Below are 23,310 nucleotides of genomic sequence, written 5' to 3' on the forward strand. Positions count from 1 at the left end.
AGACAAACATTCAAGGAAACGATCATGAAAATTGCAGTTCTCGACGATTACTCCAACGTCGCTCGTACGATTACCGACTGGTCTGCCGTTGATGCAATCGGCGCTGTCACTGTTTTCAACGAGCCCTTTGGCGGAGAAGATGCCGCAGCAAAGGCGCTGGAAGGCTTCGACGTGATCGTCGGGATGCGGGAACGCACACCTTTCCCGGCCAGCCTGATCAAACGGCTGCCAAACCTGAAACTGCTCATCACCACCGGCATGCGGAATCTGGCATTCGACCTGGACGCTGCCAAGGCACAGGGCATTACGGTCTCTGGTACCGTTTCCGTTGGCTATGCGGCTGCTGAGCAAACCTGGGCGCTGATTCTCGGTCTTGCGAAACGTATCGCCATCGAAGATGCCGATATGCGCAAAGGTGGCTGGCAGTCTGGCCTGCCAGTTGATCTGAATGGCCGTCGCCTTGGTGTCATCGGTCTTGGCAAACTGGGCGCGCAGGTTGCCGGTGTTGGTAAACTGTTCGGCATGGATGTGGTCGCCTGGAGTCAGAACCTCACAGAAGAACGTTGCGCAGAGGTCGGCGTACAGAAAGTCAGTTTCGACGAATTGCTCGAAACATCAGATTTTGCCACCATCCACCTGATCCTGAGCGATCGCTCCCGTGGCCTGATCGGAGAACGTGAAATCTCCCGGATGAAGAAGAGCGCCTATCTGATCAACACATCCCGCGGGCCGATTGTTGATGAAGCAGCACTTATCTCGGCCCTGCAGAACAACATCATCGCAGGCGCGGCGGTTGATGTTTACGATGTGGAACCGCTGCCGGTCGATCATACTTTCCGCAAACTGCCAAACGCCTTGCTGGCGCCGCATCTGGGTTATGTGACCCGCGAGAATTATGCGACCATGTACACACAGGCTGTCGAGAATATTCTCGCCTACGCAAAAGGCGAGCCGCGACGGGTTCTGAACGACTGAGAAAACCGGCTATGAAGATTGCTGTCATCGGGGAACCGCTGGTTGAGTTATCGCTGTCTGACGAACAGGGCGATAACCTTCAGCGACGCCCCGGTGGCGACAGTCTGAACATGGCGATATATCTGTCGCGCCTGCTGGGTAAAGACCGCCATCAACTGTCATATTTCACCCGTCTGGGCGACGATGCTTCCAGCCGGTGGCTGATGACAGCCCTGAGAACAGAAGCTATCAGCACGCACCAGATCGGGATTGAAGCAGGCGGACAGCCCGGATTATGTCAGATCGAAAATCTTGCCGGCGGTGAACGCCGGTTTGCCTACTGGCGATCGGACTCCCCTGCCCGGCGTATGTTTATCAATCAGAACCATCCCCATACAACTGCCTTCAGGGGCTTTGACATGCTGGTCTTCAGCGCTGTCACCCTTGCCATTCTCCAGCCTGCAGCGCGAGAGAACATGCTGCGACAGGTCGCCGAACTTGCCGAATCCGGCACCGCTGTGGTCTTCGACACCAACTACCGGCCAGCACTCTGGCATTCTCCGGAAATCGCCCGGCACTGGGTCGAGCGCGCTTCACATCTCGCCACCCTCCTGATGCCAACCACCGATGATCTCCGGCCGCTTTATGACATCAGTTCGCCGACAGATCTGTTCCGGATGCTCTCGGATCAGTATCGGTGTGATATTGTTCTTAAAGACGGCGGCCAACCCGTTCAGACACGCATTGACGGTATTTCCGGCATCTTCCCTCTGGATTGCAGCGGACCGCGCATCGACACAACCGGGGCTGGCGACAGCTTCAATGCAGGTTTTGTTGCAGCGCGCATCTCCGGTCAGTCCCCGGAAGACAGCGTTACCGCGGCCCATCATCTCGCCAGCATTGTCGTTGCCCATCGCAATGCTGTCATCCCGATCAGCGCAATGCCATAGAGATGAAGCCATTCTCATACGAAAAAGTATCTTATAACCGGGAGAGCACGGCGATATGACCGAGCCTTCTCAAGCCCGGCCCCGGATGACAGAATCTGATCTGCCCGGCCTGCATGCTTTTATACAGCGCCGCCAGGGTGAGTATGTGTTCCGGAACATGCCCCTGTTTCTTGCTGCCAATCTGGCCGCAGTATGTCTTGCCGGCATGTTTAACGGCTGGACCACATCAATGGCGAGGGCCGGCATCTGGGCCATGCCCGGCATTATCGTCACAATACTGATATGGATTATCTGGTCCGGTATGCGACCACGGCACAACAAGGCTGCCCTGCCCGGACATCTGGCACCGGGAACCACAATTGCAGCTGCACTGGCGGGCCTGCACTGGGGTGCTTCGGGCCTGTTTCTGATTGATATCGCTGTCCCGGCAAACGTTCTTTTTGCGGTACTTGTGACCGCCGCAGTAGGCATTGCCGGAGCCATTACACTGGCCCCCTGCAAAAGCACCATGACCGCCCTCCTCGTACCAAGTGGCATTGGTCTGGCTACGCCATTCCTCCGGCAGCCGGAAATGATCCCGACGGCTGTCATTATTGGCATCATATTCGGACTGATCGCCCTGTTTGCAGGTTTTCAGCGCCGGTCCATGCGACGGACACTCAAGCACGACTATCAGAACCGCCGGCTGATTGACGATCTGCATCAGGCCAGAACCCAGTTTCAGGATGCGATCGAGAGCCTGCCTCTGGGGATCATTTTCTTCGACGAGGAAGACCGGTTGATTCTGACCAACCGGCGACTGAAAGAGTTTTTCCCGGCAATTGCCGACCAGTTGAAGCCGGGGGCACGGTTTTCTGATCTTCTCACTCATCATGTCGAAGCCGGTTCATATATACTCGATACCGACCTGACGGCAGAAGAGACCATTCAGCGTCGACTGGAACGCCATGCAAGTTGTACGGGCACCTTCGAAATCCAGACGGAAGGAAGCCGTATCCTCAGAGGAAGTGATACCCGCGCGTCAAATGGCAGAACCATGACTGTCTTCACAGACATTACGGAACTGCGCATCAGGGAAACAGAGTTGCGGCACAGTCGCGACCGTCTTTTTCTTGTTCTCGACGCAACCGAAGACGGTTATTGGGAAATTGACCTTCGCCGCGAGAAGACGTTCTGGTCCCGCCGTTTCCGCGCCATACTCGGCATCGAAAACCTCACACTGCCACCCTCAACAGCCAATCTCCTGACCCTCGTTCATCCCGGCGACAGGCATTCTGTCGAGACCGCAATGAGTCAGAGAGATTTCACCGAAGGCTGCAATTTTGATCTGGAATACAGAGTCATCAGACCCGATGGAAACACCATCTGGATCCATGACCGCGGCAAGGCAGAGGTTGATAATGAAGGAAACGTCATCCGCATTGTCGGGGCGGCTGCCGACATAACTGACCGGGTCACAAAAATCCGCGAACGGAATGCAGCCCTTGATGCACTGGAACGCCAGAACATCGAACTGGAGCAATTCGTGACAATTGCATCCCATGATCTGCAGGAACCCCTGCGCATGATGACCGGTTATCTCGACCTGCTGCGGCGCCGAAGCAAGGGAGTGCTGGATGACGAGGCCGTCGAATATCTCGACTATTCGCTGCAGAGCGGCAAACGGATGCAGCAGCTGATCAGGGATCTGCTTGATTACAGCCGGATCGGCACCCGTGGAAGACCAATGGAAAACATCAGCCTGTCAGAGGCACTGGAAGAAGCCAGGCTCAACCTCTCGCTGATCATTCAGGAGACCCAGGCCGAATTCGACCTGCCCCCCTATCTGCCGGAAGTGACCGCAGATCACTCCCAGATCGTGCAGTTGTTCCAGAACCTGATCAGCAATGCCATGAAATATCAGCATGAGGGGCAGACCCCGAAAATCCGGATTGCGGTAATTGACCGGGTAAATGAATGGGTCATCCGGATTGTCGACAACGGAATTGGTATTGCCCCTGCCGACCAGAGCAGGATCTTCGGCATCTTCCAGCGGCTGCATGGCAGATCTGCCTATCCCGGCACAGGCATGGGGCTGGCTATTTGCCGAAAAATCGTCGAGCGCCATGATGGCCGTATCTGGGTTGAATCCGAAATCAACGAAGGCACAGCCTTCTGTTTCACTTTACCGGTCATGCTTGATGACCTGCCGGAAGACGATAACGCCCTCTGAATCACAGACTATCCTTCTCCGGATTGACCATATCAATAGGTCCCATTACGGCTTTGACGATTTCGCCAGCAGGCAAGGCGGTCTATTCTGCGCCTGAAATTTGAAAAGGACGCCATCATGACAAAGCTGAAAACAGGAACGACAGTCAACGTAAACGGTCGCAGTTACCAGTGGCAGGGCGATCCGGTTGCTGTTGTCTGCGTCGATGGCTGTGAGGCCGCTTATCTTGATGAGGCCATTGCCGGTGGCCACATGCCGTGGCTGTCGGACGTTCGGAAAACCGGTGCCGACCTGATGGCGCATTGTGTCGTTCCCAGCTTTACCAATCCGAACAACCTGTCAATTGTCACCGGCCGGCCACCCGCCGTCCATGGCATCAGCGGCAATTTCTATCTGAACCGCGAAACCGGCGAAGAAATCATGATGAATGATGCCGGTCTGCTGCGCGCACCAACCATCTTCGCCGCCTTTGCCGAAAAAGGGGCAACCGTGGCCATCATTACCGCCAAGGATAAATTGCGGGCACTGCTCGGTAACGGCCTGACCGGTGGTATCTGCCTGTCGGCCGAGAAAGCTGATCAGCTGACAACCGAGGTGAATGGCATTACCGGCATGGAAGAGCGTGTCGGCATGAAGGCCCCGTCCGTCTATTCCGCTGAACTGAGTGAGTTTGTCTTTGCAGCTGGTGTCAGTCTGGCCGGCAGGGAACGTCCGGACATCATGTACCTTTCCACCACCGATTACATTCAGCACAAGCACGCACCGGGAACGCCGGTCGCCAATGCTTTCTACGCAATGATGGACGGCTATCTGTCAAAGCTGGATGAGGCCGGATATGTCATTGCCCTGACCGCTGATCATGGCATGAATGCCAAGCATAATGCTGATGGCACGCCCAATGTTGTGTTCCTGCAGGATGTGCTGGATGCGCAGTTCGGGGAAAATGCCGGGCGGGTCATCCTGCCGATTACCGACCCCTATGTCGTGCATCACGGCGCGCTCGGGTCTTTCGCAACAATCTATGCCGACGCCGCAGAGGTTCGTGAGAAAATAACCGCAACCCTGAAAGCCATGCCCGAGATTGAGGTCGTTCTCACCAATGCAGAAGCTGCCGAACGGTTTGAACTTCCCACCGACCGGATCGGCGACCTTGTGGTTGTGTCGACCCGCCATGTCGTTCTCGGGACATCCCATGACCGGCACGATCTCAGCGGTCTGGACGCTCCGCTCCGCTCTCATGGCGGCATTTCGGAACAGGATGTACCGCTGATCGTCAACCGCCAGGTCTCACTTGCCGCTGATCATCCGCAACTCCGCAACTTCGATGCCTTTGACCTGGCTTTCAATGCAGCTTCCGGGCAACAGGCAGCGGAATGACACAGCCTGCCGTTCTGATTATCTGCGGGTCGGGACGCATACCGTCCTACACAGCCAGCCTCTGTGCCGCCGTCGGACAATCATTGTCGGCGGCCGGTGCAGCGGTAACGATACACACACCGACTGACCTGCCCTTCGCAGACCCGGACCGGCGGTTGCAGCGCGAAACTATCGACATCCCGGAGGTCGCCGACTTTTTTCGCGCGGCACAGATGGCAGACGCCATCATTCTTGCCTCTCCCGTCTATCATAATTCCTGCTCCGGCCTGCTGAAAAATGCCGTGGACTGGCTTGGCATGAACGAATGCCGGGGCAAGGCCTTTGGGCTGGTCAGCCACGGTGGCGGCAGCCCGCAGCCCGTCGACCATCTCCGGATCATTGTTCGTGCCTTGCAGGCAATCGCAATTCCGACCCAGATCAGTACCGCCGAAGCGCATTACGGGCCGCTGTCGCAAACGACAGGTCTGTTTCCGCTGACTGACCCTGCGATCGGGAAGCGTCTACAGAAATTCACCGGAGAATTACTCGAATTCACAGCCATGCTGTCGGACAGAAAGACAGCCTGAGCCATAGTCTTTCGCCTTTCTCTTATCGACTTTCCATCCCGTTTGTTACGCTCCAGACTTGTTTCTCAATCAGGTCGCCAATGCGAATGAGCGGCAAAACCGGGAAGAAATCGATATGCAGGCGCAACAGACAAAAACCTTCGCTCCTCTGAATGGCATCAGGGTTCTGGACATCAGCCACGTCCTTGCCGGCCCTTTTGCCACCTATCAGCTTGGCCTTCTCGGGGCAGACGTTATCCGGGTAGAGCGAATCGCTGGCGATGACTTCGTTCGCTATCATGGTGGTACGGAAGCGATGAAGTCTGCCGGACTGGGAGCCTCGTTCCTCAGCCAGAATGCGTCCAAGAAATCTATCTGTCTCGATCTGAAAAGCGATCAGGGCAAAGAGCTGTTTCTTCGTCTGGCAACCGGCGCCGATGTCATCATGGAGAATTTCAGACCGGGCGTTGTTGATCGCCTCGGGGTTGGATTCGACGCCATAAAAGCCGTCAAACCGGATATCATCTATTGCAGCCTCTCCGGATACGGCCAGCGGGGACCACTGGCCGGCGCTCCAGCCTATGACCATATATTGCAGGGCATATCCGGCATGATGGCAATGACCGGGGAACCCGCTGGCGGCCCGATGCGGGTCGGTTTCCCAGTCGTCGACTATATCGCTGGTCAGGCAGCCGTAAACGCCATCCTGGCGGCCCTGATGCAGCGGAACCAGGACAGTAGCCCACGGCATCTTGAAATCTCGATGCTGGGCAGCCTGATCAGCCTGATGGGGGCCTATTCTGTCGACTGGGAAACCACGGGTCATTTACGCGGCCTAGAAGGCAACAAGGCGTTCTCCGGCAGCCCTTTCTCCGACTGCTTCCAGACATCTGACGGTCTGGTGGTTGTCACCGCCAACACCATCGCACAGGCCTACGCCATATGCGCCTGTCTTGATGCACAGAATCTGGTGCCTCTGGTTGATCATATGGCTGCCGGCAAGAAGCTGACAGAAGCTGAGTCGGCGACGATCTCAGAGGACCTGAGAAAACGATTCGCAGCATCCGGGTCGATAGAAATGGAACAACGGCTGACGGAAGCCCAGGTACCGGCTGCGAAGGTTCGTGACCTTGGCGAAATCCTTCAGCATCCGCAGACCGCCGCCCTGCCGGTTATGCGCAACCTGAACGTCCCCGAACTCGACAGACAGATCACGGTGCCCGCCCTTGCCTTCGAATCACGGGGCGAAAGCTTTGAACAGCTACAGCCGGCGCCAACAATGGGGCGCGACACGGTCGGGATACTGATGGAAGCCGGCTACACGCGTTCAGAGGTCGACGGCTTCCTGAAAAGCGGCGTCGCCTTTTCCGATCAGGGATGATCGGAACTGCCATTTTCTGTCGCGGGAAAAATGGCGGGAGTGACGGGACTCGAACCCGCGGCCTCCGGCGTGACAGGCCGGCGCTCTAACCAACTGAGCTACACCCCCGCGTGAGGAGACGTGTAGTAAGTGATGGCCCCGACACTGTCAAGCAAGCCATCACCAAGAAAATGACTTAAGTGAAACGTTTTATCGAGAAGGGTTCCGTATCGAAGAAAGGCTGCCGTCCGGCGACCAGATCAGCGATCGCCCGGCCGGTCGGCGCAGCGCCCGTCAGACCAAGATGTCCGTGGCCAAATGCATAGAAAAGCCCCCGCGCCCGTGGCGACGGACCGATAATCGGCAAACTGTCCGGACTGGCCGGGCGGTGCCCCATCCACTCGGTTGCGCCAGCCATGTCGACACCCGGTGTCATCTGCTCCATAAACCGGGACAGCAACTGAGAACGCTTTGGTGATGGCGGTGCATCCAGACCGCCAAATTCTGCCGTTCCCGCGAGCCGAAGACCCATCTTCATCGGCGTCATGACGACCTTTTTCTCTGCCCAGGTCGCCGGTGCCTTCATCTCGATGCCGTGATTCGGTGCCGTAACATGATAGCCACGCTCTGCTTCCAGCAGAACATGATCTTCCACCATTGCCGCAATTTTCGCCGACCAGGCCCCCGCCGCAACAACGACCGAATCGAATGACGCCGGGCCTTCGTCGGTTTCAACGCCGACAATTGCCGGGCCGTCATGGATCAGTCCCGTAACACTGGCTGCCAGAATGGCGCCACCATCACGGACAAAACCTTCCGCCAGGTTTTTGACCACAGCCTCAGGATCAAACGTCATGCCGTGATCGGGACAGAAGATTGCCGCCTTGAAACGCGGTGACAGCGCCGGCTCCATCTCGTGCAGTTCATCACCGGACAGATATTCCATGGTGAAGCCATGTGCCGCGCGCTTGTCAAAACCACCCCGGTCGCCATCCCGTCCGGCGACAGATTCATAGGCGTAGATCATGCCGCGCTTGTCGAGAAGACCGGTCCCGCCGGAATGCTGCAACAGGGACAGCATGTCCTCGTAGCCGGAGGTATAGGCAGACGCCAGTGCCGTGGCGCATTTTGCAGCCCAGGCCGGGTCTGCCGATTTTATGAACGCCGCAAGCCAGGGCACCATTCTCGGCAGATAACTGTAACGCAGCGACAATGGCCCTTCCGGATCCATCAGCCAGGACGGTACTTTCTTGAGAATACCGACAGAAGCGTTGGGAAGAATCGAGCTGACGCTGAAACTCCCGGCATTTCCGAAGGAGCAGCTTTCACCCGGCGGCACACGGTCGATGATCGTAACCTGATGGCCTTCACGTTGCAGGTAACGGGCACAGCACAGGCCAACAACCCCGGCACCAATGACGCCTATATTCTTTTTCTCGCTCATAGGGAATTCTCCTTCCAGCCGGATTGTCCCGATGCTTAGGGGCGGGTCAAGACACCGATCACGGGAGGTTCAGTTGCAGAGGCCGTCATCCGCTCCTATATTTGTCTCATGGCAATTGCACCGATCAGTCTTTCAAGAAGCGATCTGGCTCAGGGAGCCGATCTTGCCGCATTACGCGCGCAGGAAGTTGCCCGTTACGATATCGAAATCGAGAACCAGCAGGCGATTGACCGGCGCGAAGACCAGCGTGCCGAAGCGGCCCAGTCAGCACTGTCATTCAATTCGGTTCAGTTAAGTGCCCAGTCAATTCTGGCCCTGCAGGAATCGGAGCCGCAGGCTGATGAATTCGCCTATTCAGAGCGTCGTCAGGAAGAACTGGACCGGATCAGCCAGGCTGAAGATCAGGAGCGGGCAGAATCAGCCGCCCTGCTTCAGCAGCAGGCGACAGAAACCAGCCGGGATGCTGATGCATCAGGAAATCTGAGTGCTGATCCGGATACAGTCATTACCAGTGCAGAAACCCAGCAGGCCTCGGTAAGCGCCGGCTCGGCTGCCGCTGCGGATCAACGTGCTTCCACAGCCCCTGGTCCGGAAAACCTAAGGTCTGTTGATTATCTTCAGACCACCAGCCTTGCCGCAGCGACCACGGTAGATAACCCCGTTGCTTCGCAGGCAAGACTTGCCACCAGCGATGTACCGGGCAGCGGTGTCAGCGCCACGGTCGATAATGAACGCCGGCCGAGAAGCGACGCCCGCTCTGAAACCGGAGCTTCTGATAATAACAGAAGGCCGTCATAAATATTTAACACTAAAAAGCGATTATGTTTTCAAAGAGCATGATGAGAATAAGGTAGTGCTCTGCTGAACCCCACTGGAAACGGTGGGGTTTTCTTTTTTTCCTTTGCAAAAAGGCGTATTTAGGCAGGATGAAGGTTCATGGATTAACTCTGATATTCGTCTTGGGTAAAGCCGATGGGGATCGGAATCTGCGGATGACCAATTGATGCAATCCCATTCTCTGGAACGTGTGAACTTCCTGATTGTCGATGACAACAAGGCAATGCGCCACCTCGTAGAGACCGTGCTGAAGGCACTGGGTGCTGTAAATATCCTTGAGGCGACAAACGGCGCCGAAGCCTTTGCCGAAATGGCCAACTTTCCTGCTGATATTGTTATCTGCGACTGGAACATGCAGCCGATGGACGGTATCGCGTTTACCCGCGAAATGCGTACCGGCGCTGATAGCCCGAATCGCTATGTCCCGATCATTCTGCTGACCGGTCATACCGAACTCTCCCGCGTGCGGGAAGCCAGAGATGTCGGCGTCAATGAGTTCCTGGCGAAACCTATCTCTGCCACATCCATCTACTCAAGAATCAAAAGTATTATCGAACGGCCGCGCCAGTTCGTACGCTCACCGGAATATTTCGGCCCCGATCGCCGGCGACGGGATCTGAAGGAATATCCGGGACCATTCAGGCGGGCAACGGATGCCGAGTCATCAGCCGATGGCAACTCGGTCATCATCGGCTGAACATCGCCGGTCATCAGCCGGCAGGCCATCTGACATCAAAATAAAAAGGGAATGGTGGGTGATGACGGGATCGAACCGCCGACCCTCTCGGTGTAAACGAGATGCTCTCCCAGCTGAGCTAATCACCCACTACGGCTTTATAACCACCGTCAGGCGGCAACTGCAACCTGCTCTTTCGTCTTCAGGAACTTAATCGTCGGGAAATCTGACTCCGCTTTGTCCAGATGCCAGGCATTACGGGCCATGAAGACCGGGTCCCCGTCATGGTCATCTGCCAGAGCCCCCCGGTTGGCATCCTCGAACTTCCGCATGGTCTGAGGGTCCGGGGCAACGACCCATCTGGCGGTCAGCAATGTTGTCGATTCAAACCGGACAGGAATTTCGTATTCCGTACGTACCCGGTCCGCCAGAATCTCAAACTGAAGAGCACCCACAACACCGACCACCCAGTCAGAACCGATACGCGGCCGGAAGACCCGGGCGGCCCCCTCCTCTGCCAGTTGCTGCATGGCCTTGCCGAGATGTTTCGCCTTCATCGGATCATCAGGGCGAACAACCTGCAACAGTTCCGGGGCAAAGCTCGGGATACCGGTGAAGTGCAGTTTCTCGCCTTCTGTCAGGGCATCACCGATTCGCAGATTTCCATGATTTGGGACGCCGATGATATCACCGGCAAAAGCCTCTTCCGCCAGTTCCCGGTCACGGGCCAGAAACATCTGCGGATTATGCATGTTGATCTGTTTACCCGAGCGGATATGCGTCAGCTTCATCCCGCGCTTGAAATGGCCGGAACAAAGCCTGACGAAGGCAATGCGGTCACGATGCTTCGGGTCCATATTCGCCTGAATTTTAAAGACGAAGGCCGTCACCTTTTCCTCTTCCGGCTTGATCTCCCGCTCTGCGGTTGGCTGTGTCCGCGGCGGCGGGGCAAAGGCAGACACACCATCCAGCACTTCTCGAACCCCGAAATTGTTCAGGGCACTGCCGAAGAATACGGGTGTCATCGTCCCTTCACGGAAGGCATTAATATCAAATTCCGGACAAAGCCCCCTGGCCATCTCGACTTCTTCACGCAGGGTCGCGACAGAATGTTCCGGCAGAATTTTATCCAGCTTCGGATCATCAATTCCGGTACAGTTTTCACCCTTGTCCGGCATACCCTGCCGTGAGCGCTCAATCAGTTGCAGCTTGTCGTTCAGCAGATCGTAACAGCCCCGAAAGTCGCGTCCCATACCGATCGGCCAGCTGGCCGGCGATACATCCAGCGCCAGTGTCTGTTCGATTTCATCAAGCAGTTCAAAATTATCCCGCGTTTCACGGTCCATCTTGTTGATGAAAGTGATGATCGGCACATCGCGAAGGCGGCAGACTTCGAACAGCTTGCGGGTCTGGGCCTCAATGCCCTTGGCCGCATCGATCACCATCACCGCGCTATCGACCGCCGTCAGTGTTCTGTAGGTATCTTCGCTGAAGTCCTGATGACCCGGCGTATCAAGCAGGTTGAACGTACAATTGCCATACCTGTAGGTCATCACCGAGGAAGCGACAGAAATCCCCCGCTCCCGCTCGACCTTCATCCAGTCCGATGTGGCACGGCGCTGTTCACCCCGCGCCTTGACCGCGCCGGCAAGCTGAATAGCACCACCAAACAGCAGCAGCTTTTCCGTCAGCGTGGTCTTGCCCGCATCGGGGTGAGAGATAATGGCGAAGGTGCGACGTTCCGCCACTTCTGCGGCAATAGACATAATCGGGATACCCGGTTCTAATTTAGAGTAACCAGAGGATTGCGCCCCACCGGGGTCATCGTGATACGGTTATATATGGAACCGTACAGTGACACCGATATCGAAGCCTTCAGATCCAGACTGGTTGCGCGTCTTGAGGAATTACGCGAACTGAGCGATATCAGCAAGGATGATCGCGCCGCAGTCGAACTGGATCAGACCCGGGTCGGGCGGCTGTCCCGCATGGATGCCTTGCAGGTTCAGGCAATGGCACAGGCCCAGGTCGGTCGCCGGGCATCGGAAACCAGCCGGATACAGTCCGCGCTGAAACGTATTGAAGATGGTGATTTTGGCTATTGCCTGTCCTGTGACGAGCCGATTGCCGAGAAACGGCTGCGGGCAGATCCGGCGACACCCGTCTGCGTCGACTGCGCCGGAAAATAAGATCCCGGTTATTCAGGGAAAAGCCCGCTGAATCCATCGAGATCAGACAACACCCCCCGGTAATAAAGCAGCGGGCGGCTGGCATCTTTACCGATGATAGAAAGCCCCTCAACCTCGCCAACCAGAATTGTGTGGTCTCCCGCCTCAATATCGCTGTGCAGGCGGCATTCGATCCGGATCAGACAATCAGGCAGCAGGGGCAGATCATCAGCACCATAGGTCCAGGCAATGCCGTCATTCTTTGTATCGGTCCGTGCAGCAAACTTCAGCGCAATATCAGCCTGAGTTTCCGACAGGATATTCACCCCGAAACGATTGACCCGGCGTATCACGGCAAGCGTATCGGAGAGATGGCCAAAACAGACGGAAACCAGAGGCGGATCAAGTGAGACCGAGGAGAACGAGCTGGCTGTTGTGCCACTCGGCCCTGTCGTCTGATCGCCACTCGTGACCACGGTGACACCTGTCAGAAAATGACCAAGTGCCAGCCGGAAATCATCACCCGAAACTGTCATTTGAAAACTGCTCTCCTCATACGCCAGAATGACAGGCAATCACGCTGGCGGAGAAAAAGCAAAAGCCGGCCGCACCTGGCGACCGGCTTTTACCAGAATCAAAAGCGCCTTAATTGACGGCGTCTTTAAGACCTTTACCAGCCTTGAATTTCGGCTGCTTTGAAGCCGGAATCTGGATGGTTTCACCTGTACGCGGATTACGGCCTTCAGACGCGGCGCGCTGGGCGACACTGAAAGTACCGAAACCGACGAGACGGACTTCACCGCCACTCTTGAGCGCATCGGTGATGCAATCGAAAACCGCATCGACAGCACTGCCGGCATCGGTCTTGGACATGTCTGTTGCCGAAGCGACGGCAGCGACGAGATCGTTCTTATTCACATTGGCCCCCTTTTTTGAGGAATTGTTCAAAAATCAAACCGCCTCAGCGGTGCAACAATCTAGGCGGGAGCACTCTCGCCCGTCAATCAAGGATAAGCAGTTTTCCACAGAATTCTGCGGTTTTTCAGACATATACAGAGGTTTTTTGACGACTTTCCCGAGTCGCGGGGAAGTCAACGGATAAAAAAGAACGGGCCCGTGAAATATCAGCGGGCCCGTTCAGTCATTTATCATCCTCCGGGACATAAAACCCGGCGAGTCGTATTGGCTAGTGGGTCACAAGTCCTTCACCATCAACGTCTTCTTCCGTCTTGGCGACAGCGATTGCGTCTTCATCCGGTTCGATCCATTCGATGGGAACCAGCGGCTGTGTCAGGGCATGTTCAAGCACCTCATCAACAACCGTGACCGGAATGATCTCCAGACCCTTTTTAACGTTGTCCGGAATTTCCGGAAGATCGCGTTCGTTATCTTTCGGGATCAGCACGACCTTGATGCCGCCGCGCAAGGCTGCCAGCAACTTTTCTTTCAAGCCACCAATCGGCTGAACACGACCACGAAGTGTCACTTCGCCGGTCATCGCGACATCCTTGCGAACCGGAATACCCGTCAGTACGGATACCATCGCTGTCACCATCCCCACACCGGCAGACGGACCGTCTTTCGGCGTGGCGCCTTCCGGCACATGAACATGGATGTCCTTGGTATTGAAGACAGGCGGTTTGATTCCGAAATCAGTTGCACGCGACCGGACATAAGACCGGGCTGCCTGGATCGATTCCTGCATCACGTCGCCAAGCTGACCGGTCATCGACATACGGCCTTTACCCGGCAGCATGACAGCTTCGATATTCAGCAGTTCGCCGCCAACTTCCGTCCAGGCCAGACCGGTAACAACACCGACAAGATCTTCCTGTTCAGCAAGCCCGTAGCGGAACCGCTTCACGCCCGCCCATTTTTCGTCATCCAGATTGCGCTTGGTAATCGCGACCTTTTCCAGGCCGTTCATGGTGATTTCCTTCACCGCCTTGCGCGCCAGTTTGGCAATCTCACGCTCGAGATTACGTACACCGGCTTCCCGGGTGTAATAGCGGATGATGTCGCGAAGCGCTTCATCACTGATCGACCATTCACCCTTCTTCAGGCCATTTGCGCTGATCTGTTTTTCGATCAGGTGACGTTTGGCAATCTCCACCTTTTCGTCTTCCGTGTAACCGGACAGGCGAATGATCTCCATACGGTCGAGCAGAGGCTGTGGCATCCGCAGCGAATTTGCGGTCGTCACAAACATCACTTCCGACAGGTCATAATCGACTTCCAGATAGTGATCCGCAAAGGTGCTGTTCTGTTCCGGATCGAGCACTTCCAGCAGCGCAGATGACGGGTCCCCCCGGTAATCCGCACCAAGCTTGTCGATCTCATCCAGCAGGAAGAACGGGTTTGAAGTCTTTGCCTTCTTCATGCTCTGGATCACCTTGCCCGGCATTGAGCCGATATAGGTGCGCCGGTGACCCCGGATTTCAGCTTCATCACGCACACCGCCAAGCGACATGCGAACGAAGTTACGACCGGTAGCCTTCGCCATCGACTTGCCGAGCGAGGTCTTGCCAACACCCGGAGGGCCAACGAGGCAGAGAATCGGGCCTTTGATTTTCTTGATGCGATTCTGAACCGCAAGATATTCAAGAATCCGTTCTTTCACCTTATCCAGACCGTAATGGTCCGTATCCAGAATGCGCGCGGCTTCCTTCAGGTCTTTCTTCACCCGTGAACGCTTCTTCCAGGGAATGCTCAGCATCCAGTCGAGATAATTCCTCACGACGGTTGCTTCAGCCGACATCGGGCTCATGCTCTTGAGCTTTTTCAGCTCAGCCATGGCCTTCTCGTTGGCTTCCTTGGAAAGCCGGGTTGATTCGATCCGCTCTTCCAGCTCTTCGGTCTCGTCGCGGCCATCCTCGCCTTCGCCGAGTTCCTTCTGGATCGCCTTGAGCTGCTCGTTCAGGTAATATTCGCGCTGGGTCTTTTCCATCTGCCGCTTTACGCGGTTACGGATTTTCTTCTCCACCTGCAGAACACCAATTTCGTTCTCCATGTGTGAATAGACCCGCTCCAGACGGTCGGGAATACCGGAAATCTCCAGCAATTCCTGCTTTTCTGAAATTTTCAGTGCGAGATGCGAGGCAACCGTATCTGCCAGCTTGCCCGGCTCTTCGATCTGGTTGACCGAAACCAGCACTTCCGGCGGGATCTTCTTGTTCATCTTGATGTAGTGCTCGAACTGCCCGACGACAGAACGGCCCAGAGCTTCCACTTCATCCCCGTCATCGCCACTTTCGTCGATTGTGACGGCGCGGGCCTGGAAGAATTCTTCATGGTCGGTGAACTCGTCAATACGGGCGCGGGACGCCCCTTCAACAAGCACTTTCACCGTACCATCAGGCAGTTTCAGCAACTGCAACACGGTTGAAACCGTGCCGATGTTATAGATGTCATCAACACCCGGATCGTCCTGCGCTGCGTCGCGCTGGGCAACAAGCAGGATCTGCTTGTCGTTCTTCATCACGTCTTCAAGTGCCCGCACTGATTTATCGCGGCCGACAAAGAGCGGCACAATCATATGCGGAAAGACGACAATGTCGCGCAACGGGAGGACGGGGTACAATTCACCTTGCGCCATCAGTTTATCCTTTTTGGCAGACTTGCGTCAGAGAAGCGACGCGTTTGGTTAAACTGTTAATTAGAACGTCAGGGCCGCCCTTCAAGGTCCGGTAATCAGGCGCTGCTGCCAATGTCCTCTCGGATATCGGAATAGATGAACAGTGGCTTCGTTCCATCATCCACAGCTTCCTTATTGATCACGACCTCTTCGACACCCTCGGACTCCGGCAGATCGTACATGGTTTCCAGCAGAATGGATTCCATGATGGACCGCAGGCCACGGGCACCGGTTTTCCGGGCAATTGCCCTCTTGGCGATTGCGCTGAGCGCATCGTCAGAGAAGCTGAGCTTGACGTCCTCCATCTCGAACAGGCGCTGATACTGCTTCACCAGCGCGTTCTTCGGTTTGGTCAGGATTTCAATCAGCGCGTCCTCGTCGAGATCTTCCAATGTCGCGAGAACGGGCAGTCGTCCGACAAATTCCGGGATCAGACCGAATTTCAGCAGATCTTCCGGTTCTACACCGCGCAGGATTTCACCGGTCTGACGGTCATCCGGCCCCCGGACATCGGCACCAAAGCCGATCGAGGTTCCCTGCCCGCGCTGGGCGATAATCCGTTCCAGGCCGGCAAAGGCACCGCCACAGACAAACAGGATGTTCGTTGTATCAACCTGCAGAAATTCCTGCTGAGGATGCTTGCGACCGCCCTGCGGCGGTACACTGGCAACCGTGCCTTCCATGATCTTCAGCAAGGCCTGCTGCACGCCCTCACCCGACACATCACGGGTAATGGACGGATTGTCGGACTTGCGGGAAATCTTGTCGACCTCGTCGATATAGACGATTCCACGCTGCGCCCGCTCGACATTATAGTCCGCCGACTGCAGCAGCTTGAGGATGATATTTTCAACATCTTCCCCCACATACCCCGCTTCAGTCAGGGTCGTGGCGTCAGCCATCGTGAAGGGCACATCCAGAATACGGGCCAGCGTCTGCGCGAGCAGCGTCTTGCCACAACCGGTCGGACCGACCAGCAGGATGTTCGACTTCGCCAGCTCGACGTCGTTGCTTTTCGCGCCATGTCCAAGCCGCTTGTAGTGATTATGCACCGCAACCGAGAGTACGCGCTTGGCGTGACTCTGCCCGATCACATAATCATCCAGCACCTGACAGATATCTTTTGGTGTCGGCACGCCATCGCGTGACTTCACGAGGCTGGTCTTGTGTTCCTCACGGATAATATCCATGCACAGTTCGACGCATTCATCACAGATGAACACAGTCGGGCCGGCAATCAGTTTCCGCACCTCGTGCTGGCTCTTCCCACAGAAAGAGCAATAGAGGGTGTTTTTCGAATCGCCGTTGGTAGATTTACTCATACTGACCAGTCTCCGCAGCCTAAGGGCCGCCAGTTCCACAGAATCGCTATGTTAGCCGCTGGTCCGGCAGTGGCTCAAACCAAAAAAGCAAACAGCCGGAAACTCAGCACCGGAAGCGACAGTTCAAAGACCATCACTTCCGGGCCGGATCCGGCCGGCAATCAGGCGTCACTGCCGCTGCTGTCGCTTTCTGCCGGGATACGCTCGGCAACCACTTCATCAATGATTCCGAACTCTTTTGCTTCTTCCGCTGTCATGAAGCGGTCACGTTCCAGCGCATCAACCACACGGTCGAGTTCCTGACCGGTATGTTTGACGTAGATCTCGTTAAGCCGTGATTTCACTGCCAGAATCTCGCGGGCGTGGATTTCGATATCCGTCGCCTGCCCCTGGAAGCCACCGGAAGGCTGATGCACCATGACCCGGGAATTCGGCAGGCTGTAGCGTTTGCCTGCCGCACCAGCCGTCAGCAGCAGCGACCCCATCGAGGCTGCCTGACCGATACAGACGGTGGAAACCTCCGGACGGATATACTGCATCGTGTCATAAATCGAGAGACCGGACGTTACCACGCCTCCCGGAGAGTTGATGTAGATCGAAATATCCTTGTTGGGGTTCTCCGACTCGAGAAACAGCAACTGGGCACAGATCAGACTGGCTACCTGGTCATGGACCTGGCCTGTCAGAAAGATAATCCGTTCCTTCAGCAGCCGTGAATAGATGTCGTAGGAACGCTCGCCACGGTTTGTCTGTTCGACAACCATCGGCACAAGGGTGTTCATGTAGGTATCAATGGGGTCGCGCATCTATTCCTGCCATTCCTTGTTGGAAGGCACCTGATCGATGATCAGGCGTCCTCGTCTTTTTTCTTTTTCGCTGCCGCTTTCTTCTTCGGCTTCGGCTTTGACTTGGCCGCTGTTTCAGCTTCGTCCGGGTCTTTCGTGACCTCGTCCAGAGTGCTTTCCACATCGGTCAGCTTGGCCATTTCGAGAACGAAATCGACAACCTTGTCTTCCATGAGCGGGGCGCGGAGACCTTCCATCGCCTGCGGGTTTTCCTGGAAGTACTTGATCACCTGCGTTTCCTGACCCGGATAACGACGTGCTTCCGCCATCATTGCCCGGTTCAGATCAGCCTGCTCGATCTGTATATTGTTACTCTGAGCAACTTCCGAAAGGATCAGACCGAGTTTTACGCGACGCTCGGCAATTTTCCGGTACTCAGCCTTGAGTTCGTCGTCGGATTTTTCCAGATCGTCCGGATCAATCTGCGACGGATCTTCCGTTTTTGCCTGCTCGAACTGCTGCCAGATCGAGTCAAACTCCTGCTCCACAAGACCTGACGGTGTTTCGAGTTCCTGGTTCTTTTCCAGATAATCGAGCAGATCGCGCTTCATGCGCATCCGCGTCACATTGCCATATTCACGGTCGATATCGCCGCGGATATTTTCCTTGAGCTGGTCAAGCGATTCGAGGCCCAGTTTCTTGGCCAGTTCATCGTCAATCTCAGCCGGTTTGGCTTCGCGCAGTTCCTTGACGGTAACGTCAAAGACGGCAGCTTTGCCAGCCAGAGCAGCATGACCGTAATCTTCCGGGAAGGACACATTGACCTTGATCTCGTCACCCGCCTTCGCGCCAATGACCTGATCTTCAAAGCCCGGAATAAACATGCCGGAACCGAGTTCGAGGTTAAAGTCTTCGCCAGCACCGCCATCAAAGGCCACATCGTCAACCTTGCCGAGGAAGTCGATGACCGCGATATCGCCCTTTTTGGACTTCCGCTTGGTCTTGACCGGCTCAGAAGATTTCTGACCTTCGGCGATCCGCGTCAGGGCATCGGTGACAGCTTCTTCTGCAACCGGCACCTTGTAGCGGGTCAGTTCAACCGTCGAGAAATCAATCAGTTTGACTTCCGGCAGCAGCTCGACCTCGATCGAGAATTCCAGATCGTTGCCCGGCTCAAAGCCCTCGGCGATTTCGATCTTCGGCTGCATTGCCGGGCGCAGACCGCGTTCGGCCATTGTCTGCTGCGACGAATCATTGATCGCCTGCTCCAGCACTTCGCCCATCACGGACGGTCCGTACTGCTTGCGAAGCAATGTTGTCGGCACCTTGCCCGGGCGGAAACCCGGCATGCGAATATTTTTGCGCACTTCTTCGAGCCGCGCCGTAACTTTTTCTTCGATTTCTGCTGCCGGCAGCACGACCTTGAATTCGCGCTTCAATCCTTCGGCATTGATTTCAGTGACCTGCATCCGTGATCCAATCCGGTGATATGTGAACTCTGCCGCAGCCCGGAGCGGACTGCGTAACAGTGTGAATTTCCTGGTGCGGGTGAAGGGACTTGAACCCCCACGGCCAAAAGCCACCAGAACCTAAATCTGGCGCGTCTACCAGTTCCGCCACACCCGCCGCCTCAGCCGTCTGGTCAAACTACTGACCCGACGGGCCGGTCTCTATATCATACCGTATCCGAGGCGCAACACGGGTTTCCGGGGACGGGCGCGATCCTGCGGCCGACAGACCTCCAGCCTAGACCTTGCCAAGGCGTGAAGCCGCGGCCACTTTCCCTTCACCACTATAGGCTTCGTGATTGGCGTCGATATCACCGAGCTTATAGAGATAGTTGATCATCATCCCTGCAGACTGTTCGATACCTTTGGGAGAGATATCACCCAGCCAGTTAAGCCGTTCCATCCGTGCGCCATTGGTCAGGTGAAAATGGGCCACCGGGTCCAGAGCCCGCGCAACCGGACGCTTTTCTTCCGTCAGATAGCGGGCGCAAAGGCGCATCAGCGGGGCCTTGATGGTATCAGCCGTGGCCGGATCACGAATCCATTGCGGGTTGTTCAGGGCACGCTTGAGCGACCCCTTCGCACCGACACCGCTTTCAAGTTTCTTCAGTTCCTTGCGCTCGGACGGCGTCAGCAAACGGGGATCACCTTCCGCCAGACGCCCGTCGAGCCATTTCCGGAACCCCGGCACCGGGGACAGGGTGGCGAAATTCTTCAGGTTCGGAAATTCCTGGGACAGGCTGCCGACAACCCGCTTGATCAGGAAGTTACCAAAGCTGATACCAGCGAGGCCTTTCTGGGCATTCGAAATCGAATAGAAAATCGCGGTATCCGCCTTCTGCGGATCGGCAACCGGCGCATCCTCATCCAGCAGTTCCTGAACATTTCCGGCCATGCCATTCACCAGCGCCACCTCGACAAAGATCAGTGGTTCATCGGGCATGCGGGGATGAATATAGGCAAAACAGCGACGGTCTGAATCCAGCCGGTTCTTGAGATCATTCCAACTGGCGATTTCGTGGACGGCTTCATAGGCAATCAGCTTTTCCAGCATCGCGGCAGATGATTCCCAGGTGATCTGCCGCAATTCGAGAAACCCGACATCAAACCAGGACGCCAGCAACTTGCGCAGATCCCGCTCAATCGGCTGGAACTGAACATCCCGTCTGCTCAGACTCAGAAGCTCCGACCTCATATCAACCAGAAATTTAATTCCGTCCGGCAAGTCATTGAACTGCATTAACAACCGGATCCACGGAGCTTCCAGATTTCGCTGCAATGATGCCCGTGCATCAAGCCAACTTTCCGGGGTTGCTGCCTTGAATTCCTCAACCGCTTTCATCGCGGCCTTACGGTCCGGACCGAATTCCGTCGCCATCAGCCGCAGGAACCGTTCCCGTCCGACAGGTGTCAGACCAATATAGGATTGTCCCAGTGCAGCCGCTCTGGCCCGGGCGGAAACTTCCCCGCCCTTGCCCGACAGACAATCCAGCATCTGCCGGCGAAGATGGTCGATATCATCCTTCGGCAGATCCGGATCTACCTGTCCGGAACTGCGGGCGATATCGCGCCAGGCTACCTTGAAATTGCGGAGTGTTCGATCTAGCAGGCCTTCTTGTACGCCGTCTGGCATTTAAACCTCGGTGGTCAGATGTTCAATTTCAGCGAGGACATCCGGTAGCATATCCGGGATATCCTCGGCAATCAGTCCCGGTCCGAACCGGTTAGCGGCTTCTCCGTGCAACCATACTGCCGCGGCTGCAGCAGGGAAAACCGCCATCCCCCTGCATATAAGTCCAGAAATCAATCCTGCCAGTATATCCCCGCTGCCCGCGGTGGCGAGAGATGGAGGCGCATTTACATTGATAACAGCATCACCGTCCGGACTCGCAATGATACTGTCAGCACCTTTCAGAACAATGACAGCTCCACTGGCCGCAGCCGCCCGTCTGGCCCGCGACAGACGATCCCCTGTGATAGCCGGAAATATCCGCGCAAACTCCCCTTCATGAGGGGTCAGAACTGCCCCTGCCGGCAAGACATCAAGCAGCGATCCGGACATCCCCTCAAAGGCGGACAGGGCATCGGCATCAAGCACAAGCTGTTTTCCCGACCGGCAGGCTTCAAGCACCAGCTTCCTTGTCTCGTCTCCGGTTCCCAGCCCCGGCCCGATCAGCAATGTGCCGCACCGGAAATCATCAAGCAGTCGCTGGCGGTCCTGTAACGGCAGCACCATCGCGCCGGGCGCCCCCAACTGATACACCAGATCCGTTCCTTCCGGTGCCAGAATGGTTGCCAGCCCGGCCCCTGCCCGGCGTGCCGCCGTGGTCGCCAGTCTGGCAGCTCCGGTCATCCGGGCGCCGCCATAGATAAGCAGATGCCCCCGATGATACTTATGCCCCTGTTTGTCCATAACCGGCCAGTGAGCCCGCCATATCGCCGGACCGTTACGCATCAGCCCCGGGGCAATTTCACTCAGGCAGGTTTCCGGAATACCGATATCCGCAACGGTCAGCTGGCCACACAGGCTTCTGCCGGGATACAGATAATGCCCCGGTTTCGGGCGAAAGAAGGTGATCGTCTCGACCGCCTGCATGGCAGCCCCCAGTACCGCTCCCGTATTGCCATCAACACCGCTCGGCACATCGACAGCAACAACATCCAGCCCGAGGTCGGAAACCCGCCGGACTGTCACCAGCGCCGGGCCGGAAAGCGGACGCGTCAGTCCCGCACCGAACAGCGCATCTACGATCAGATCACCCGCTGTCACATGATCTGGCGCCAGAGCCTCCACATGGCCCGGCCACAGATCCGCATGATAAGCTGCATCACCGCGCAAAGCCTGCCGGTCACCAAGTAACAGAACGCGGACCGGCCATCCCGCCTCAGCCAGCAGACGGGCCACAACAAAGCCGTCTCCGCCGTTATTGCCCGGCCCACAGAGGATGACCACCGGACGCAGCTTCCACCGCCGCCGGATCACATCAGCCACAGCCTGTCCCGCACGCAGCATCAGAGCGACGCCCGATATGCCGGCTTCTACAGCCAGCTGATCAGCCCGGTACATCTCGTCGGTGGTCAGAAGTTCCATTGCGACAGTCTGCCGTATACCAGCCGCTGCGTCATCCATGCCTGGAGAAAATCAGCGTTAACTCAGTCTACAGCAATCAGCAGGGCGGCAACCCGTCTGCCTTCGGTCACGAGAACATTGAATGTCCGGCAGGCCGCGCCGGTATCCATCGGCTCCGCTGAAATACCCGCAGCCTTCATTGCTGACTTAAAATCGCTGTCCAGTCGTGGTATTGCGCCACCACAGCCCACCAGCAGGATATCGATTACAGTATCACCGACGGCAGATTGCACAGATCCTGCGTCAACATCCGCCAGCGTTTCCACCGGGATCGGTATAACGCTTTCAGGCGTCACCAAAACGGACCCTGTATAGCTTTCTCCCGATATCCGGAAGCGGCCTTCACCATATCTCTGAACAAGGCTCAGCCGCGTCTCGCGGATCGGGGTGAGTTCAGGCATCGGTTTT

20 protein-coding genes and 3 tRNA genes are annotated in these 23,310 nt (G+C 56.4%); 9 read left to right on the top strand and 14 right to left on the bottom strand.

All coding sequences use genetic code 11. The features are described 5' to 3' along the window. Positions 1 to 24: 24 nt before the first annotated feature. The 6 genes from GH722_17470 to GH722_17495 all read left to right on the top strand — a co-directional run bounded on the left by GH722_17470 (position 25) and on the right by GH722_17495 (position 7,419). Positions 25 to 975, top strand: coding sequence for a D-2-hydroxyacid dehydrogenase family protein (locus GH722_17470; GenBank protein ID MRG73562.1), 951 nt, complete (start codon positions 25 to 27; stop codon positions 973 to 975). 11 nt (positions 976 to 986) lie between these two features. Further along, complete coding sequence (locus GH722_17475) at positions 987 to 1,904, top strand: sugar kinase (protein MRG73563.1); 918 nt, start codon at positions 987 to 989, stop codon at positions 1,902 to 1,904. A 55-nt stretch (positions 1,905 to 1,959) separates the two neighbouring features. After that, on the top strand, positions 1,960 to 4,116 hold the full coding sequence (locus GH722_17480) for a PAS domain-containing protein (protein ID MRG73564.1): 2,157 nt from the start codon (positions 1,960 to 1,962) through the stop codon (positions 4,114 to 4,116). 117 nt (positions 4,117 to 4,233) lie between these two features. Beyond that, complete coding sequence (phnA, locus tag GH722_17485) at positions 4,234 to 5,493, top strand: phosphonoacetate hydrolase (GenBank protein ID MRG73565.1); 1,260 nt, start codon at positions 4,234 to 4,236, stop codon at positions 5,491 to 5,493. Beyond that, positions 5,490 to 6,059: an NAD(P)H-dependent oxidoreductase gene (locus GH722_17490; protein ID MRG73566.1), complete on the top strand. Its 570-nt coding sequence runs from the start codon at positions 5,490 to 5,492 to the stop codon at positions 6,057 to 6,059. Before phnA ends, GH722_17490 begins: the two co-directional genes overlap by 4 nt. A gap of 58 nt (positions 6,060 to 6,117) precedes the next feature. Beyond that, positions 6,118 to 7,419, top strand: a complete 1,302-nt coding sequence (locus tag GH722_17495) for a CoA transferase (GenBank protein MRG73567.1) — start codon at positions 6,118 to 6,120, stop codon at positions 7,417 to 7,419. 31 nt (positions 7,420 to 7,450) lie between these two features. On the opposite strand, the gene GH722_17500 is transcribed toward GH722_17495, so the two are convergent. Together GH722_17500 and GH722_17505 are read right to left on the bottom strand one after the other, a co-directional pair. Next, positions 7,451 to 7,527 (bottom strand) — tRNA-Asp (locus GH722_17500). Between the two features lie 67 nt (positions 7,528 to 7,594). Beyond that, positions 7,595 to 8,842 (bottom strand): FAD-dependent oxidoreductase, encoded by a 1,248-nt coding sequence (locus tag GH722_17505; protein MRG73568.1) that lies wholly within the window; start codon positions 8,840 to 8,842, stop codon positions 7,595 to 7,597. Positions 8,843 to 8,950: 108 nt separating this feature from the next. Here GH722_17505 and GH722_17510 point away from each other — a divergent pair, with 108 nt between their 5' ends. Both GH722_17510 and GH722_17515 read left to right on the top strand, forming a co-directional pair. Beyond that, positions 8,951 to 9,640 carry a hypothetical protein gene (locus tag GH722_17510; GenBank protein MRG73569.1) on the top strand — a complete coding sequence of 230 codons (690 nt, stop codon included), beginning with the start codon at positions 8,951 to 8,953 and terminating at the stop codon, positions 9,638 to 9,640. A 205-nt stretch (positions 9,641 to 9,845) separates the two neighbouring features. Continuing rightward, positions 9,846 to 10,376: a response regulator gene (locus tag GH722_17515; GenBank protein MRG73570.1), complete on the top strand. Its 531-nt coding sequence runs from the start codon at positions 9,846 to 9,848 to the stop codon at positions 10,374 to 10,376. A gap of 52 nt (positions 10,377 to 10,428) precedes the next feature. On the opposite strand, the gene GH722_17520 is transcribed toward GH722_17515, so the two are convergent. Beyond that, positions 10,429 to 10,504: transfer RNA gene (locus tag GH722_17520), tRNA-Val, on the bottom strand. A gap of 21 nt (positions 10,505 to 10,525) precedes the next feature. After that, the gene (locus GH722_17525; protein ID MRG73571.1) at positions 10,526 to 12,124 is read right to left on the bottom strand and encodes a peptide chain release factor 3; all 1,599 of its coding nucleotides are present in this window, start codon (positions 12,122 to 12,124) and stop codon (positions 10,526 to 10,528) included. 72 nt (positions 12,125 to 12,196) lie between these two features. Here GH722_17525 and GH722_17530 point away from each other — a divergent pair, with 72 nt between their 5' ends. Further along, positions 12,197 to 12,544, top strand: a complete 348-nt coding sequence (locus GH722_17530) for a TraR/DksA family transcriptional regulator (GenBank protein ID MRG73572.1) — start codon at positions 12,197 to 12,199, stop codon at positions 12,542 to 12,544. An 8-nt stretch (positions 12,545 to 12,552) separates the two neighbouring features. On the opposite strand, the gene GH722_17535 is transcribed toward GH722_17530, so the two are convergent. From GH722_17535 to GH722_17580, 10 genes are all read right to left on the bottom strand, one after another. Next, complete coding sequence (locus tag GH722_17535) at positions 12,553 to 13,059, bottom strand: flavin reductase (protein MRG73573.1); 507 nt, start codon at positions 13,057 to 13,059, stop codon at positions 12,553 to 12,555. A gap of 109 nt (positions 13,060 to 13,168) precedes the next feature. Continuing rightward, positions 13,169 to 13,441, bottom strand: coding sequence for a DNA-binding protein HU (locus GH722_17540; protein ID MRG73574.1), 273 nt, complete (start codon positions 13,439 to 13,441; stop codon positions 13,169 to 13,171). A gap of 268 nt (positions 13,442 to 13,709) precedes the next feature. Further along, entirely contained in the window at positions 13,710 to 16,118 is a 2,409-nt protein-coding gene (locus tag GH722_17545; protein ID MRG73575.1) for an endopeptidase La, read from the bottom strand. Between the two features lie 95 nt (positions 16,119 to 16,213). Then, positions 16,214 to 17,479, bottom strand: a complete 1,266-nt coding sequence (gene clpX, locus GH722_17550) for an ATP-dependent Clp protease ATP-binding subunit ClpX (GenBank protein MRG73576.1) — start codon at positions 17,477 to 17,479, stop codon at positions 16,214 to 16,216. A 161-nt stretch (positions 17,480 to 17,640) separates the two neighbouring features. Beyond that, positions 17,641 to 18,285 carry an ATP-dependent Clp endopeptidase proteolytic subunit ClpP gene (gene clpP, locus GH722_17555; GenBank protein MRG73577.1) on the bottom strand — a complete coding sequence of 215 codons (645 nt, stop codon included), beginning with the start codon at positions 18,283 to 18,285 and terminating at the stop codon, positions 17,641 to 17,643. A gap of 41 nt (positions 18,286 to 18,326) precedes the next feature. Further along, positions 18,327 to 19,733 (bottom strand): trigger factor, encoded by a 1,407-nt coding sequence (locus GH722_17560; protein MRG73578.1) that lies wholly within the window; start codon positions 19,731 to 19,733, stop codon positions 18,327 to 18,329. A gap of 71 nt (positions 19,734 to 19,804) precedes the next feature. Next, a tRNA-Leu gene (locus GH722_17565) sits at positions 19,805 to 19,890 on the bottom strand. Positions 19,891 to 20,010: 120 nt separating this feature from the next. Then, a complete protein-coding gene (locus GH722_17570) occupies positions 20,011 to 21,405 on the bottom strand; it encodes a malonyl-CoA decarboxylase (protein MRG73579.1) in 1,395 nt (464 codons plus the stop codon). After that, on the bottom strand, positions 21,406 to 22,839 hold the full coding sequence (locus GH722_17575; GenBank protein ID MRG73580.1) for an NAD(P)H-hydrate dehydratase: 1,434 nt from the start codon (positions 22,837 to 22,839) through the stop codon (positions 21,406 to 21,408). Between the two features lie 86 nt (positions 22,840 to 22,925). After that, positions 22,926 to 23,303: a hypothetical protein gene (locus GH722_17580; GenBank protein MRG73581.1), complete on the bottom strand. Its 378-nt coding sequence runs from the start codon at positions 23,301 to 23,303 to the stop codon at positions 22,926 to 22,928. Between the last annotated feature and the right edge of the window lie 7 nt (positions 23,304 to 23,310).

It is taken from the genome of Alphaproteobacteria bacterium HT1-32, assembly GCA_009649675.1.
GTDB lineage: Bacteria > Pseudomonadota > Alphaproteobacteria > Rhodospirillales > HT1-32 > HT1-32.

Excerpts from the sequence above, each read along its gene's own strand:
- GH722_17470 (MRG73562.1), top strand. The coding sequence starts at position 25 with ATGAAAATTGCAGTTCTCGACGATTACTCCAACGTCGCTCGTACGATT.
- GH722_17475 (MRG73563.1), top strand. The coding sequence starts at position 987 with ATGAAGATTGCTGTCATCGGGGAACCGCTGGTTGAGTTATCGCTGTCT.
- GH722_17480 (MRG73564.1), top strand. The coding sequence starts at position 1,960 with ATGACCGAGCCTTCTCAAGCCCGGCCCCGGATGACAGAATCTGATCTG.
- phnA (MRG73565.1), top strand. The coding sequence starts at position 4,234 with ATGACAAAGCTGAAAACAGGAACGACAGTCAACGTAAACGGTCGCAGT.
- GH722_17490 (MRG73566.1), top strand. The coding sequence starts at position 5,490 with ATGACACAGCCTGCCGTTCTGATTATCTGCGGGTCGGGACGCATACCG.
- GH722_17505 (MRG73568.1), bottom strand. The coding sequence starts at position 8,842 with ATGAGCGAGAAAAAGAATATAGGCGTCATTGGTGCCGGGGTTGTTGGC.
- GH722_17510 (MRG73569.1), top strand. The coding sequence starts at position 8,951 with ATGGCAATTGCACCGATCAGTCTTTCAAGAAGCGATCTGGCTCAGGGA.
- GH722_17515 (MRG73570.1), top strand. The coding sequence starts at position 9,846 with ATGCAATCCCATTCTCTGGAACGTGTGAACTTCCTGATTGTCGATGAC.
- GH722_17530 (MRG73572.1), top strand. The coding sequence starts at position 12,197 with ATGGAACCGTACAGTGACACCGATATCGAAGCCTTCAGATCCAGACTG.
- GH722_17535 (MRG73573.1), bottom strand. The coding sequence starts at position 13,059 with ATGACAGTTTCGGGTGATGATTTCCGGCTGGCACTTGGTCATTTTCTG.
- GH722_17545 (MRG73575.1), bottom strand. The coding sequence starts at position 16,118 with ATGGCGCAAGGTGAATTGTACCCCGTCCTCCCGTTGCGCGACATTGTC.
- clpX (MRG73576.1), bottom strand. The coding sequence starts at position 17,479 with ATGAGTAAATCTACCAACGGCGATTCGAAAAACACCCTCTATTGCTCT.
- clpP (MRG73577.1), bottom strand. The coding sequence starts at position 18,285 with ATGCGCGACCCCATTGATACCTACATGAACACCCTTGTGCCGATGGTT.
- GH722_17560 (MRG73578.1), bottom strand. The coding sequence starts at position 19,733 with ATGCAGGTCACTGAAATCAATGCCGAAGGATTGAAGCGCGAATTCAAG.
- GH722_17570 (MRG73579.1), bottom strand. The coding sequence starts at position 21,405 with ATGCCAGACGGCGTACAAGAAGGCCTGCTAGATCGAACACTCCGCAAT.
- GH722_17575 (MRG73580.1), bottom strand. The coding sequence starts at position 22,839 with ATGTACCGGGCTGATCAGCTGGCTGTAGAAGCCGGCATATCGGGCGTC.
- GH722_17580 (MRG73581.1), bottom strand. The coding sequence starts at position 23,303 with ATGCCTGAACTCACCCCGATCCGCGAGACGCGGCTGAGCCTTGTTCAG.